The sequence below is a fragment of the Agrobacterium sp. Azo12 genome (genome assembly GCF_029193765.2).
In the GTDB taxonomy this organism is placed as follows: Bacteria; Pseudomonadota; Alphaproteobacteria; order Rhizobiales; family Rhizobiaceae; genus Agrobacterium.
This window is the reverse complement of sequence record NZ_JARFYO020000001.1, coordinates 431,900-446,377: the sequence shown is the minus strand read 5'-3', so window position 1 is coordinate 446,377 and position 14,478 is coordinate 431,900. Positions and strand designations below refer to the sequence as shown.

The 14,478-nt window shown below is 55.1% G+C and carries 14 protein-coding genes; 5 read left to right on the top strand and 9 right to left on the bottom strand.

Annotated features, from left to right (window positions below; genetic code table 11):
* Nucleotides 1–2,424 carry a phenylalanine--tRNA ligase subunit beta gene (pheT, locus tag PYL13_RS01915; protein ID WP_275640343.1) on the top strand — a complete coding sequence of 808 codons (2,424 nt, stop codon included), beginning with the start codon at nucleotides 1–3 and terminating at the stop codon, nucleotides 2,422–2,424.
* A gap of 79 nt (nucleotides 2,425–2,503) precedes the next feature.
* On the opposite strand, the gene PYL13_RS01910 is transcribed toward pheT, so the two are convergent.
* Complete coding sequence (locus tag PYL13_RS01910) at nucleotides 2,504–3,397, bottom strand: DMT family transporter (protein ID WP_275640342.1); 894 nt, start codon at nucleotides 3,395–3,397, stop codon at nucleotides 2,504–2,506.
* Nucleotides 3,398–3,677: 280 nt separating this feature from the next.
* Between PYL13_RS01910 and PYL13_RS01905 the strand changes: the two genes are divergently transcribed.
* Complete coding sequence (locus PYL13_RS01905) at nucleotides 3,678–4,427, top strand: helix-turn-helix domain-containing protein (protein ID WP_275641348.1); 750 nt, start codon at nucleotides 3,678–3,680, stop codon at nucleotides 4,425–4,427.
* A 9-nt stretch (nucleotides 4,428–4,436) separates the two neighbouring features.
* On the opposite strand, the gene PYL13_RS01900 is transcribed toward PYL13_RS01905, so the two are convergent.
* Nucleotides 4,437–5,438, bottom strand: coding sequence for an aldo/keto reductase (locus tag PYL13_RS01900; RefSeq protein ID WP_275640341.1), 1,002 nt, complete (start codon nucleotides 5,436–5,438; stop codon nucleotides 4,437–4,439).
* A gap of 115 nt (nucleotides 5,439–5,553) precedes the next feature.
* On the opposite strand from PYL13_RS01900, the gene PYL13_RS01895 reads away from it, so the two are divergent.
* A complete protein-coding gene (locus tag PYL13_RS01895) occupies nucleotides 5,554–6,444 on the top strand; it encodes a LysR family transcriptional regulator (protein WP_275640340.1) in 891 nt (296 codons plus the stop codon).
* On the opposite strand, the gene PYL13_RS01890 is transcribed toward PYL13_RS01895, so the two are convergent.
* The 4 genes from PYL13_RS01890 to PYL13_RS01875 form a co-directional block, all read right to left on the bottom strand.
* Entirely contained in the window at nucleotides 6,445–6,888 is a 444-nt protein-coding gene (locus PYL13_RS01890) for a GNAT family N-acetyltransferase (RefSeq protein ID WP_275640339.1), read from the bottom strand.
* Nucleotides 6,888–7,838 carry an aldo/keto reductase gene (locus tag PYL13_RS01885; RefSeq protein WP_275640338.1) on the bottom strand — a complete coding sequence of 317 codons (951 nt, stop codon included), beginning with the start codon at nucleotides 7,836–7,838 and terminating at the stop codon, nucleotides 6,888–6,890. The genes PYL13_RS01890 and PYL13_RS01885 overlap by 1 nt, the downstream gene beginning before the upstream one ends.
* A gap of 118 nt (nucleotides 7,839–7,956) precedes the next feature.
* Nucleotides 7,957–8,961 (bottom strand): GlxA family transcriptional regulator, encoded by a 1,005-nt coding sequence (locus PYL13_RS01880; protein WP_275641347.1) that lies wholly within the window; start codon nucleotides 8,959–8,961, stop codon nucleotides 7,957–7,959.
* The gene (locus PYL13_RS01875) at nucleotides 8,961–9,521 is read right to left on the bottom strand and encodes an isochorismatase family protein (protein WP_275640337.1); all 561 of its coding nucleotides are present in this window, start codon (nucleotides 9,519–9,521) and stop codon (nucleotides 8,961–8,963) included. Before PYL13_RS01875 ends, PYL13_RS01880 begins: the two co-directional genes overlap by 1 nt.
* Nucleotides 9,522–9,705: 184 nt before the next feature.
* Between PYL13_RS01875 and PYL13_RS01870 the strand changes: the two genes are divergently transcribed.
* Nucleotides 9,706–10,692, top strand: coding sequence for a Gfo/Idh/MocA family protein (locus tag PYL13_RS01870; protein WP_275640336.1), 987 nt, complete (start codon nucleotides 9,706–9,708; stop codon nucleotides 10,690–10,692).
* A 25-nt stretch (nucleotides 10,693–10,717) separates the two neighbouring features.
* On the opposite strand, the gene PYL13_RS01865 is transcribed toward PYL13_RS01870, so the two are convergent.
* Together PYL13_RS01865 and PYL13_RS01860 are read right to left on the bottom strand one after the other, a co-directional pair.
* A complete protein-coding gene (locus PYL13_RS01865) occupies nucleotides 10,718–11,104 on the bottom strand; it encodes a GtrA family protein (protein WP_275640335.1) in 387 nt (128 codons plus the stop codon).
* A complete protein-coding gene (locus PYL13_RS01860) occupies nucleotides 11,101–12,105 on the bottom strand; it encodes a glycosyltransferase (protein WP_275640334.1) in 1,005 nt (334 codons plus the stop codon). The genes PYL13_RS01865 and PYL13_RS01860 overlap by 4 nt, the downstream gene beginning before the upstream one ends.
* A gap of 123 nt (nucleotides 12,106–12,228) precedes the next feature.
* On the opposite strand from PYL13_RS01860, the gene PYL13_RS01855 reads away from it, so the two are divergent.
* Complete coding sequence (locus PYL13_RS01855; protein WP_275640333.1) at nucleotides 12,229–14,073, top strand: hypothetical protein; 1,845 nt, start codon at nucleotides 12,229–12,231, stop codon at nucleotides 14,071–14,073.
* A gap of 29 nt (nucleotides 14,074–14,102) precedes the next feature.
* Here PYL13_RS01855 and PYL13_RS01850 read toward each other — a convergent pair whose 3' ends face one another.
* Nucleotides 14,103–14,333: a hypothetical protein gene (locus PYL13_RS01850; RefSeq protein ID WP_250983269.1), complete on the bottom strand. Its 231-nt coding sequence runs from the start codon at nucleotides 14,331–14,333 to the stop codon at nucleotides 14,103–14,105.
* Nucleotides 14,334–14,478 lie beyond the last annotated feature (145 nt).

Sequence of the window (14,478 nt, the reverse complement as noted above, 5' to 3'; positions counted from 1 at the left end):
ATGAAATTCACACTCTCCTGGCTGAAAGAGCATCTTGAAACCGATGCCACGCTTGATGAAATCTGCGAGCGCCTGACAGCCATCGGTCTTGAGGTTGAAGACGTGGATGACAAGGCGGCCTACAAGCCCTTCGTTATTGCCAAGGTTCTGACGGCTGAAAAACACCCAGAGGCAGACCGCCTCAAGGTATTGAGCGTTGATGCCGGTGACGGCAAGCCGGTTCAGATCGTCTGCGGTGCACCAAACGCGCGCGCCGGTCTTGTGGGTGCACTGGCACGTCCGGGCACCTATGTTCCGGGTATCGATGTGACCCTTTCGGTTGGCAAAATTCGCGGCGTGGATAGCCACGGCATGATGTGCTCCGAAAAGGAACTCAACATCTCCGACGACCATAATGGTATTATCGATCTACCGGAAGATGCGCCAATCGGCACATCCTTCGCAGCCTATGCCGGTCTTGATGACCCGGTTATCGAAATCAACCTGACGCCAAACCGTCCGGACTGCACGTCGATCTACGGTATTGCCCGCGATCTGGCCGCATCCGGCCTTGGCACGCTGAAGACAAAACCGGCACCGGCTTTCAAGGTCGAGGGCCTGACACCGGTCGACGTAAAGCTGGATCTGGAAGACGCGGCCCTTTGCCCCGGCTTCTCCCTACGCATCGTCCGTGGCGTGAAAAATGGCCCCAGCCCAAAATGGATGCAGCAGCGCCTGATGGCGATTGGCCTGCGCCCGATCAACGCGCTGGTTGATATCACCAACTACATGACTTTCGATCAGGGCCGTCCGATGCACGTGTTTGACGCTGCAAAGGTCAAGGGTAATCTGGTGGTCCGTCGCGCTCAGGAAGGTGAAACTATCCTGGCGCTTGACCAGCGAGAATACAAGCTTGGTCCCGCCAACATTGTCATCGCTGATGACAATGGTCTGGAATCCATCGGTGGCATCATGGGCGGCGAACATTCCGGCTGCGATGAGAACACCACAGACGTGCTGATTGAATCGGCTCTGTGGGACCCGATCAACATAGCCAAGACCGGTCGTACACACGGCATCATCACCGATGCCCGTTATCGTTTCGAACGCGGTGTCGACCCGGAATATATGGTTCCGGGCCTTGAGCGCACCACGGAACTGGTTTTGGAACTGTGCGGAGGCACAGCGGGTGAAGCCAAGATCGTTGGTTACAAGGGTTTTGAACCCAAGTTCGTTGACTTCCCGCTGTCCGAGGTCAAGCGCCTCACCGGTCTCGACGTTTCGACGCAAGAAAGCCTTGAGATCCTCAAGGGGCTTGGTTTTGGCATTGAAGGTTCGGGTGAGCGCGTTAGCGTTTCAGTTCCATCATGGCGTCCAGACGTGGAAGGCAAAGCCGACCTGGTTGAAGAGGTCATGCGTATCCATGGCGTGGACAACATCAAGCCACAGCCACTGGAAAGCCTTGGTGCCGTCAACGGCCGTATCCTGACCACGCTTCAAATTCGCACGCGCACCGCGCGCCGCGCATTGGCCAGCCGTGGCATGCTCGAAGCCGTGACATGGTCGTTCATTCCCGAGGCACAGGCCAAGCTGTTTGGTGGCGGATTGCCTGCCCTGAAGCTTGCCAACCCGATTGCGGCCGACATGTCCGACATGCGGCCTTCGCTGCTGCCAGGTCTGTTGACCGCCGCTCAGCGTAATGCCGACAAGGGTCATGGCGACGTTGCCATCTTCGAAGTGTCCGGCACCTATGAAAACGACACCCCGGAAGGTCAGCGTCGTGTTGCTGGCGGCGTTCGTCGCGGCACAGCATCGCTTTCCGGCGCTGGCCGCATGTGGTCCAACGCAGCGAAGGGCGGCGGCAAGCCGGTAGACGTCTATGATGCAAAGACCGATGCACTGGCCGTGATTGAAGCTTGTGGATTGCCAATGTCCAATGTCCAGATCGAGGCAGGTGGACCGGACTGGTACCATCCGGGCCGTTCTGGCACCATCAAGATGGGGCCGAAGATTGTGCTTGGGTATTTCGGTGAATTCCATCCGAAAACACTCGGTGAACTCGACGTGGCGGGCGTCTATGCCGGTTTCGAGATTTATCTCGATGCCATGGCAGAGCCTAAGAAGAAGGCCACCCGCACCAAGCCGGCGCTTGAACTTTCGCCATTTCAGGCTGTTAAGCGCGACTTTGCTTTTGTGGTCGACAAGTCGGTGGAAGCTGGTGCGGTCATCAAGGCTGCAACAAGTGCGGACCGCAAGCTGGTGACCGGTGTGAACGTGTTCGATGTTTTCGAAGGTGCGTCCCTTGGCGAGAACAAAAAGTCCATCGCAATCGAAGTTCAGATCCAGCCGGTCGACAAGACCCTGACGGATGAGGATTTCGAAGCGCTGACTGCCAAGATCGTCGGCAATGTCGAAAAGACAACCGGCGGCGTGCTGCGCGCCTGAGACAGCATTGATTTTAAACGATCAAGGCCCGCGAAAGCGGGCCTTTTTGTTTTGGTTGGCTGTTGTTGCGGCAGACGTTTCAAGCCGTCGCCGTTTTTCGGGGTGTAGGTTGTTTTGCAAAGATCACCACATTGCCGGCCAGCGTCAGCAGCAGGCCAATGCCGCCAAGCAAAGTCCACTGATACCCTTCATAAAGCGTCGAAAGCGACAGCGCGACCACTGGAAACAGCACTGTGGCATAAGCGGCCCGCGACGATCCGATGCGCGCGACCAGCATCAGATAGGTGGTAAAACCAACGACGGAACCAATGGCCGCGAGATAGAGCATGGCCAGCAGGTAGCGTGTGTCGGGCGGTGCAACGACCGGCGTTCCAGTGGCCGCAATCAAAACCAGCAGAATGATTGCCCCATAGGTCATGCCCCAGGCATTAGCTGTGGCCGGTGTAATGCCAGCCGCGCTGTTGCGGCGTGACACCATGTTGCCGAGGGAAAAGAACAGCGTGCCGAGCGCCGACAGGCTGACACCTTTCCACGTGTCGACATTGTAGTGGATGAGGATATCAGGCCCAAACAGCAACACCAGACCCGATGCGCCAAGAGCGGCCGCTACCAGCGTGCGCCCGGTAATCGCATCGCCGAAAAACAGCCGAGCATTAATGGCGTTGTAGATCGTCGCCAGCGAAAAGATCACCGAGATCAGGCCCGATGGCACGTAGCTTGCGGCATTGTAGAAACAGATGAAGTTGAGGCTGAACAGGCAAAATGCCTGCGCCAGAATAAAGGGCTGATTTTTCAGTGCCGGAATTTTCAGTTTTCCCATCACTATCAGGACGATGATAAACAGAACTGCTGCGGTGGCAAAGCGGTAAAAGACCGAAACCAGGACCGGCACCGGCCCGACCTGCATGGCAATTGCGATCCAGGTGGTGCCCCAGATCAAGACGGTGGAAATAAATAGAATGATGTTGGCCATTTGGTCCTCGCGGTATTGCGAGAAAGATATGCGCCGCCAGTGAACCGCATTCTTGCATATTCTTGCGGTGAAATGATCTCGGCTTACCTGAACCGTTGCGTAGATTGTGACAGGACCCAAACTATTCGGTAGAATGGCCTCATCGTCAGGGTTCATCATGCAGGCTCAACCGCAATCCGTTTTCAGTTTTCTCAAGGCGTCGCCTTCCGCAGATGTGGTTGGTGCGATCGATCTTTCGTTTGGGCGCTCGGCAGCAATCTGGCGCAATGCGCATGACCGCATGAAATATGAGCGGACTGACGGACACACATTTAGCCTTTACCTGCAAGGCGGCACCGGCACGCGGCGGTTGGACAATGGCGGTGTGAACGGTTGGCCGGGGGCCTTGTGTGTCATGCCGCAAGGCGCCTCGTCGGAATGGGAAATCACTGATACCTTCGAGTTTGTGCATCTCTACGTAGAGGATGACGACCTGCGCCGTTTCTATACGGAAATGTTTGATCGGGACGCCAGATTGATGGTGTTGCCCGAGGCAACCTTCGACAATGCGCCTGAAATGGCAAAGGCTTTGCAGCGCATTGCAGAGGCAACCCGGCAAAGTGATAGGATGGCCGCAGATGCAGCCGTGACCAGCGCATTGACTCAACTGTTTACCGATCCGCGTTACGGCGGAAAGCAGTTCCCTTCGATCAAGGGTGGCCTGACGCCAGCGGTACGGCGACGGCTGATTGATTATATCGATGCCAATCTTGGTCAGACGCTGGCCCTGCATGATCTGGCAGGGATTGCCGGCCTCAGCGAATTTCATCTGCAGCGCATGTTCCAAGCCAGCTGTGGGGTTTCCCCACATGTCTGGGTGATGCACAGACGCATCGCCCAGGCCAAAGTGCTTTTGGCGGGACGCGATCCGATTGCTCAGATCGCGTCCGCCTGTGGTTTCAGCAGCCAGAGCCATTTGACACGGGTGTTCAAGTCCCTTGTCGGCACTACGCCTTCAGCCTACCGCCAGGGTGTCCTCACTCACGCCTGAGGCCGCCTGTCAGCGGCTTGCCATCGAAGCCAGTTGCTGCGGATAACGACCGCCTGCAACTTTTGCCGGAGACAGCATATCGCCAAGCTCCTTGACCTCTTCCTTGGTCAACACAACGTCTGCCGCAGCAATGTTCTTTTCCAGATTGGCAATCTTGGTGGTTCCGGGGATTGGCACGATAAAATCACCCTGCGCGAGGACCCAGGCCAGAGCCAGTTGACCGGCTGTTACACCCTTTTGTTCTGCCATCTCTTCCAGCAGTGTAACCAGCGCCAGGTTGGCATCGAAATTCTCCGCCTGAAAACGCGGAAGCGAACGACGGAAATCATTATCCGACAGGCCATCCAGCTTTTTCAGCGCTCCGGTCAGTACACCACGACCAAGCGGGCTGAACGGCACAAAACCGATACCCAGCTCGCGGCAGGTGTCCAGCACGCCATTTTCTTCGACATCGCGTGTCCAGAGCGAATATTCGCTTTGCAATGCCGTGATCGGATGTTCGGCATGCGCCTTGCGGATGGTATCGGCACTGGCTTCGGAGAGACCGAGATATTTGACCTTACCCTGCTTCACCAGATCAGCCATAGCGCCCACCGTCTCTTCAATCGGCACATTGGGGTCGACACGGTGCTGGTAAAACAGGTCGATGACATCAACGCCCAGACGTTTCAGAGAGGCTTCGGCCACGGCGTGGACATTTTCAGGGCGGCTGTCGGTGCCCCCCATCATCTGGCCGGCCGGTTTGCTGGTATCGATCTTGAAACCGAACTTGGTGGCAATCACCACCTTGTCGCGGTAGGGCTGCAGCGCCTTTCCGACAAGGATTTCATTGTCGTAGGGACCGTAAACTTCCGCCGTATCGAAAAAGGTGACACCAAGCTCCACCGCCCGGTGCAACGTGGCAATCGAACCACTGTGATCTGTTGAGGGACTGTAGGCGTGGGTCATGCCCATGCAGCCAAGGCCAAGCGCCGAGACAGAAAGATCTTCTCCGAGAGTTCTGTTTTTCATTTTGTCCGTCCTTTCAGGAAGGAAATATTCTTTGAGGAACAGACACACCATATGACGATGCGCGGATAAAAATAATCGCTGCAAAATCGCGTGGGTTGTTCTAAATAATAGAACAATGAATCGTGTTCAGCTTTCACAACTGGCCGTTCTGGCCACCGTCGCAGAAGAAAAAAGCTTCCGCAAGGCGGCCGCTGAACTGGGCATTGCGCCATCCGCGGTCAGCCATGCGGTCTCTGCACTGGAGGCTAGCGTTGGCCTGCGGCTGCTTCACCGCACCACCCGCAGCGTTTCACCGACAGAAGAAGGCCGGCGGCTTCTTGAAACACTGGCACCAGCGTTGAGCGATATAGACACAGTCATCAGCACGCTTGCCGAACAGGGTGGTCGCCCGGCCGGACCGTTGCGCGTGACCTTGCCGCGCCTTGCAGCAGAAGAATTGCTGATGCCGCGGCTAAGCGAGTTTCTGGAGCTTTATCCCGACATTTCCCTTGAAGTCGCCACCCATGACAGCTTTGAGGATATTGTCGCCAAGGGTTTTGATGCCGGATTCCGGCTGGGCGAAAATCTGGAAGCAGACATGATTGCCGTTCGTGCCAGTGGCCCGTGGCGCGGCGCGATTGTCGCGTCACCTGGTTATTTCGAGAAACATCCAGCTCCCCAACATCCACGCGAACTGATGCAACATCGCTGCATAAGCCGTCGTTTTTCAAGTGGGCGGATTTATCGATGGGAACTGGAAAAGGACGGAAAACCGCTGGTCGTTGATGTGCAGGGCCAACTGATCCTTTCGGACCAAAACCTCATTTGCCGTGCGGCAATTGACGGTGCAGGTCTTGCTTTCGTGTTCGAACAACGGGTCGAAGACCACATAAGGGCTGGTCGTTTGGTGCGTGTGCTGGAGGACTGGTGTGCACCGTTTGACGGTTTTTATATCTATTACCCCTCGCGCCGGCAGATGCGGCCGGCGCTGAGGGCCTTCGTCGATTTTTTCCGCTTCAAGGGCTGATCAGAACTTGAGGCGGTAGCGGATATGGCCATCGCTTTCGACATAGCTGTCATAAAGCTTGCGAGCGCGCTGATTGTTTTCATCGGTATGCCAATAGAGGCGTGACCAGCCCTTTTCCTTGCTGATGGCAATCAGATCATCAATCAGGGCGCGGCCGATACCCTTGCCACGAATGGTCTCATCGATGAACAGGTCTTCCAGGTAACAATCCGGGGTCTTAACCCAGGTGGAGTCATGAAAATGGTGAATGGCAAATCCCACCGTCTGCCCATCCAGGACCGCCAGACGCATGGACAGACGCGAGACCGGGTCCATCACCCGGGCCCAAGTATGAGCCGTTACCTCTTCAGCAAGATCAACATTGTAAAAGGCGAGATAATCGCGCCACAGTTTTAGCCAGTCGGCCTGATCCTGTGGCTGGGCATCACGAATTTGCAGGCTCATTATGCACCTGCCTTATCGAGAAGCGTCATCATGTCGTCTGTCAGTTTCAGGTCCGTTGCCCGCTTGAAACTCTCCAGCTGCGACAGGCTTGTGGCGCTGGCAATCGGTGCAGTTACCGCTCTCTTGCGCAGCAACCATGCCAGCGCGATATCGGCAAGTTTGGCACCGGTCTCGGCAGCAACCGTATCCATTGCACCGAGAACAGCCAGTCCGCGATCATTGACGTAACCTTCCACCCGATACGAGCGTGCAGCACCTTCCGTATCGACCTTGGCACGGTATTTTCCGGTCAGGAAGCCGGCAGCAAGGCTGTAATAGTTGATGACGCCAATATCTTCCTTCACGCAGAGTTCAGCCAGCGGGCCTTCAAAATCGGCACGGTTATAAAGGTTATATTCCGGCTGAAGCACATCATAACGTGGCAGGTTGGTGCGTGCGGCAACATCCAGCGATGCCTGAAGCTGTTCGGCACTATAGTTCGAGCAACCGATTGCGCGGATCTTGCCCTGCTCTTTCAGCCGCGCAAATGCGCCAAGCGTCTCCTCAAGCGGTACATCCTCATCCGGCTTGTGGGCCAGATAAAGGTCGATGTAATCGGTCTGCAGGCGCTTGAGCGATGCATCGACAGCCTCGTTTATCCACTTGGCGCTCAGACCTGTCTTGCGCTCATTATTATCGAAGCCGACTTTGGTGACGATGACAGCATCTTCGCGTTTTACCGAACTCTGTTTCAACCACTTGCCGATGATTGCTTCTGACTCACCACCCTGATGGCCGGGAACCCAGGCGGAATAGACATCTGCCGTGTCGATGGCATTAAAACCCGCGTCAAAAAAAGCATCCAGAAGCTGGAAAGAGGTTTTTTCGTCGGCAGTCCAGCCAAACACGTTACCACCGAAAACAATGGGTGCGATGGATAGGCCGGTGCGGCCAAGGGCGCGTTTTTCCACGTCAAATACTCCTTTTCAAAACTGCTTTTGCCAAACTAGCAATCCTGCGGAGACATAACCATTGAATTTCCCTGATGGGATACTGCCTGCCCGCGTGATGAATCGCGGCGGTCACATCTCACGACAGATGCGAACGGTAATGACTGGGTGAGTGGGAATTATGTTCAGACCACACACGGCGAAGATGACGTGTCGAGGCAAAACCGGAGCGTTCCGCCACGCTTTCCATGTCCAGTCGGGAGTTGCTGATCAGATCGCGCGCCAGATTCACCCGCATCAGGTTCACATAGTCCACCACGCTCATGCCGGTATGTTCGCGAAACAACCGCGAGAGATGCCGCTGGCTGAGACCAGAACGTCCCGCCAGTTGCGGTAAAGACCACTCTTCAGCGGGAGCAGCCATAATGGCATCCTGCGCCTTATGGATTGACGGATGAATATGGTTGCGACCGCTCAGCCATGGCGAAATCTGCGGATCATGGCCACTGCGACGGAGATAGACGACCATGGTTTGCGCGATGCGCGCCGCGACAATGGGTGTCGTCAGACCCGACACGATATGCAGCAGCAGATCAATGCCGGTCGAAATTCCCGCACTTGAGAGACGTTTGCCATCCTCGACAAACAACCGGTTTTCCAACACCTGCGCCAGAGGCGCTACACGGCGCAATTCACTTATACAGTCGGTATGGGTGGTGCATTGGTGTTTGTCGAACAGTCCAGCTTGCGCTGCGATCAATGCACCGGAGCAGATGGAAATAATGACGGTATCGTCTCTGACGGTGCTGCGCAGCCAATCGGCCAAAGCACGCCTTTCCCGGCTGATATCACTGTCTGAACCGGCACCGGGCGGCGTGACAGAAGAACTGCCTGAAATCAGCACCATGGCATTATCAGGCAACTCGTTCGGCAGAGTCTCAAGCCCCGCCAAGGTCAGGCCAATGGTGGTGGACTGTGTTTCGCCTGACGCGATGAAATGGCAATCAAAATGAATGTCGTTTTGCTGTTGATTGGCATAACGCAGCACCTCCAGTGGGCCAGCGACGTCCAGCAGCAGAGTTTGCGGCGGCAGAACCACAAAGACAGAAATAATTGTTTTTGAAGCGCCGCCGCTTGTGTTCATCATGCTGTTGCTTTCGTTCCTGCCAAAACGTCATCGACCGTGGCGATACGTGCAAAACGCCCGGCGAGGACCAACTCGGTTCGTCTGGCAATCTGTTCGGCAGAAAAGACTTCACCGGAAGCATGTGTCATCGGGAAGGTTAGCGTCGCCTCGGTTACGTAGTCCACGCTGTAACCAATATCGGAGCCATGGCGGGTTGTCGTTTCGCAGCATTGCTCAGTGCGAATACCCGAAACGATCAATCGCGTGATGCGATTTTCTTTCAGCCAAGCGTCAAGCTGCGTGCCGACAAATGCCGAATGGCGGTTTTTGCGAAACGTCACGGCGGGGTTGATCTGAATGCCATCAAGCGTGCGAACAAATCCGTTTTCTTCGGAAAATGCGTGGTCACCATCAACGTGAAAAATCTGGACGACCGGAATACCAGCAGTGTCTGCACCATCGATCAGTTTCTGCTGTGCCGAAAGATAGGTATTCAGACCGCTTTCCTCGAAATACGGTGTGTGCCGGAACGATTCCTGCACATCGATCACCAAAAGCGCTGTTTTCTCATCGGACATTTTCTGTATCTCCAGTTTTCAATGGATACAGTTTTTCGCATTTCTATAAAAGTAAAAAGTCGGCTACACGCCAAATGCAGGACATATCCGGCCATCAATGTGATCAACATATCTGGTCCTTCGTCTTCGGTTGCTTGTCTATCATGGCATGCTAAGGTGCGGTCCACATTCTAGGGAGATGAGCATGCTACGTTTTGGAGTTCTGTCGACAGCGAAAATCGGCCGGGATCTGGTTATTCCTGCCATTCAGGATGCAGAAAATGCCGTTGTCACAGCGATTGCCAGCCGCGATCTTGCCAAAGCACGTCAATTGGCAGACCGCTTTTCGGTGCCACACGCCTTTGGTTCCTACGAGGAAATGCTGGCTTCCGATGTCATCGACGCCGTCTACATTCCTTTGCCCACTTCCCAGCATGTTGAATGGACGATCAAGGCCGCTGACGCTGGCAAACATGTATTGTGCGAAAAGCCGATTGCCCTGAAGGCCGGTGACGTCGATAACCTGATTTCCGCGCGTGATCGCAACAAGGTGTTAGTGTCGGAAGCCTATATGGTTACCTACGCTCCTGTGTGGCTGAAAGTGCGCGAACTGCTCTCCTCTGGCGCGATTGGCACGCTGAAACATGTGCAGGGCGCATTTAGCTATTTCAATCGGGATCCAGGCAATATGCGCAATATTCCGGAACTTGGTGGCGGCGCCCTTCCCGATATCGGCGTATACCCCACCATCACCACCCGTTTCACAACCGGCAAGGAGTCTAAGAGGGTGCAGGCCGTGGTGGAGCGTGACCCGGTTTTCGGAACCGATATCTATTCCAGCGTCAAAGCTGACTTCGGTGATTTTGAACTGAGCTTTTATGTCTCGACACAGATGGCCAACCGCCAGGTCATGGTGTTCCACGGCACCGAAGGTTTCATCGAGGTGAAATCACCCTTCAATGCCGACCGTTACGGCGCCGAAGAGGTCGAGTTGACCAACCAGAGCCACGGCCTGTCACAGATCTTCCGTTTTCAGGACAGCCGCCAGTACCGATGCGAAATTGAAGCCTTTGCGGCCGCCGCAAAGGGTGGCGATGCCGATGTCGTGTCACTCGAAAGCTCTAAAAACAGCCAGCGTTTTATCGATGCGATTTATCGCGCGGCTGACAAGGATGGTTGGGAAACGGTGTAAACCTTTTCCTGTTCCTCGAACACTATCAGCCACCTTCGCGACGGCGAAAGACGAACCTTGAGTAACCTAAGTAGCTGAATGCCATTGCCGACAGCGATGACAGAAATAGCGCGATGAACGGTTGCAGGTCGGGATTGCGCAGCAAAAGAAGAGCGTAAATGCCGTAATTGATGAGGGCCGCGACGACGCCAACAAAGGCATATAAAAAGCCCTCATGCAAAACACGGCGATCCGACTTGCCAAAGGTGACATGGCGATTGACCAGCCAGGTGAACAACATGGCAGTGGCAATCGCAAAAATACGGGCGATGAAGGGACCAGCTGACGTGTAGGCGATCAGCAACAGCGTTACGCCGGCATCCACGGCAAAACCCGAGCCGCCCGCTATCACAAACCAGAAAAGTTTTTTCACGCCACCCTCACATCCTTGTCGTTGCCGTTCTTGCGCGGGACAGGTGTTTCGGCAAGGGCTTTGGCCGATATTTGTTTCTGATTCAGATAATGGATGCGCAGCTGTTCGTTACGCGAGCGCGCAACGGAATCGAGAACCAGACCGGCTGTAAAGATCAGGAACGAAATCATCAGGAGAGCCATGGAGAGAACCCAGGTCGGCATTTTGCTGACCAGACCGGTGGCTAAATACTCCGCCAGAACCGGCGTCATAAAGGCCATGCTGATCGACAGCGTTACAGCGCTTATCATCGAGAAGAACGCGAAAGGCCGCGTCTCCTTCATCAGCATGGCGAACATCCATAGAATGCGCACACCGTCCTTATAGGTGGAAAGTTTGGAGTGCGATCCTTCCGGGCGGCGACCGTAATCCAGCTCCAGCTCACATACCGGTAACTTGAGACGCGATGCATGCACCGACATTTCGGTTTCAATTTCAAAGCCTGCCGACACCGCTGGAAAGCTTTTTACGAAACGTCGAGAAAACGCCCGGTAGCCGGAGAAAATATCGGTAAAATCGGTGCCAAAGATACTGCGATACAGGATATTGAACATACGATTGCCAGCAGCGTGGCCCTGACGTCCCGCATCAGCCGTGACGCCACGTCGTGTACCCACGACCATATCGGCGCGTTCCGTCAGCAATGTGCGGATCAGTTCTTCGGCATCTGCTGGAGAATAAGTGCCGTCTCCATCCGCCATAACGTAGATATCGGCCTCGATGTCTGCGAACATGCGGCGCACGACGTGACCTTTGCCCTGACGGCGCTCACGCAGAACTTCCGCGCCCGCCAACATAGCCTGAAGGGCCGTCCCATCAGTGGAGTTGTTGTCATAGACCACGATGCGGGCACTTGGCAGAGCCTCGCGAAAACCTCTCACGACACCGGCAATTGTTGCCGCTTCATTATAGCACGGCAATAACACGGCCACGGTTACATCGCTGCTGGGCGCAAAGGTCATGATTTCTACTCAATACAACAGAAAATCTTCAGCCGGAGAACAAGAACCAGCCCGTTTTACTATTTCTTGAGAAGGTTAAATCTAGGTTGAAGAGACTAGTAAACACATACGGAAAATAACAGCATGACAGACGAGACCCTGCCGGGACTTTCGAGGGAAACATGCAGGTCCAACCTGACAGAGGCAAACGGCAGCACTCTCTCCAATGGGCGTTTCTGGCTTATTGTGCTGGCCTATTTCCTGATCACGGCCGGTATTATTTTCTTCGGTAACCTGTCCACGGCAACGGATTATGTCGGCCTCGATAATGACGACACAATGCGTCTGGTGGAAGTACGCGACCTGCTTGCCGGTCAGGGATGGTTTGACCTGATGCAATATAGGCTTGGCCTTACCGGCGGAACGCTGATGCACTGGTCGCGCGTCATCGATGTGCCTATCGCCGCCTTGATCAGCTTTTTTGGCCTGTTCCTATCGCCTGAAGGTGCGGAGAGGGTCGCACTTGCTGTCTGGCCACTTTCGCTGCTGTTTCCGCTTTTTGCAGCAACGGCTCTTGCCGGTCGTCGCATGGGTGGAGAAGCCACCATGCATATCAGCCTGCTGATGGCCGCCCTGCTCGCCTTCGGCAGCAGTCGCTTCTATCCCGGTGCGATTGACCATCACAATGTGCAGCTTGTGCTGACGATGGTAATTGTCGCCATGCTTCTTGACCCCAAACTTCGAGCCTCAAACTACGCGGTGGCCGGTGCTTGTGCCGCCTTTGCCATTGCAATTGGTGCAGAAACAACGCCGCTGATTGCAGCAACGGCTCTTGCGGTCGCCTTGTCGTGGGCCATCATTGGTGAAGCATTCCGCGCTGCTGCCAAGGCGTTCGGCCTTTCTCTGACGCTCACGATATCAGCCCTGTTCTTTCTAACCGTTCCATCGTCATCCTATTCACTGGTAACCTGCGACAGCCTTTCTCTCGGCTTTTACGGGCTGTCCGCAATCGGTGGAACGCTACTTTTCCTTTCCGCCAGCGCCGCCTCAGCTCTTTCCAGGACAAAACGCTTCGCACTTCTGGCGATCAATGGCGTTGCCATTCTCAGCACAGCATCGGTGCTGGCACCACAGTGCCTGCAAAGCCCACTTGCAAACCTCGATCCGCTGCTGGTCAAATTATGGCTCAACAATGTGGGTGAGGCACGCAGTGTCATCGCGCAGGCACGGATCGAGCCGGAGGGACTTGGTGCATTTTATGCGCCGGGCTTCCTGGCTATGGGGCTCTGCCTTTACCGAATTACCAGCGGTCACAAGGCCCTTCCTCACGCCGTGCTGTTTCTTCTGATCCTGATCTGCTGGGTAATTTCATTGATCCAGCTTCGCGTCGCAGTTTTCGCAAATCTGATTTCCATTCCCGTTCTCGCGGTTACGATTGCGAACCTGCGCGAAGCAGCAATGCAAAAACGGTCTTCTGGTACAAGCTTCGGCTATCTTCTGCTGTTTGCCATTTCCACGCCGCTGATCTGGGCTCTGGCGGCCTCTTGGTCTATTACCGGGTGGAATATGATTGGCGGTCGCACTGTTGCTGCCGTCGTAGGTAACACAGCCTGCGTGAGCAGAGGCGATCTCGCGCAATTGGCACACCTGCCAGCTACCGTTGTCGCGGCCCCTGTCGATAGCGGCGCACCTATCCTTCGATTTACCGATCACAGGGTGCTCAGCGCACCTTATCACCGCAATCAGGGTGGCATGCTGGCGGAAATCCATATTGGCCTGTCATCGCCCACGGAAGCAGAGGCTTTCCTGCGTGGTGCAGATGTTGGCATTCTTGCCTTCTGCCCCAGTGATATTGGCACGAAAAATCTTGTCGAAGCGGCACCGGATGGGCTGTACGCGTCGCTGGCGCGTGGTGTTGTCCCGGATTATCTGGAGGCTCTGCCCAAGGATGAAACGTCCAGCCTGCAGCTTTACACGGTTCGCCCCTGAGGCGGACCTGTTGGGTGATGACTTGAGTGTTAGGCGGCGCGCAGTCTGTGAACCAGCAGCATGCCGCAAAGCAGGCTGATGATACCGGTATTGTATCCGGCAACAGCGATCACCAACGGCAAGAAGGCGACAGGACCGGCTGAGACAAAAGCTGCAGCTGCGAAGGTGCCACCGATCATCAAACAGATGAGGATGATGCAAAATGCCGAGCGAAGCATAACGGCTGTCATGCCCAAAACCATGGCGGTTAAGAAGATCATTTGTCCGCCTCCTGTGCGACTTTAACTGACCTCAAAATGGCCCGCATATCCTAAAGAAACATTGCGATAGGTCATGGAAGCAAGCAGGTTTCAGCCCTTTGTAGGGTTATGGTTTCACCGTCATTAATCGTCACGTTACAATCTA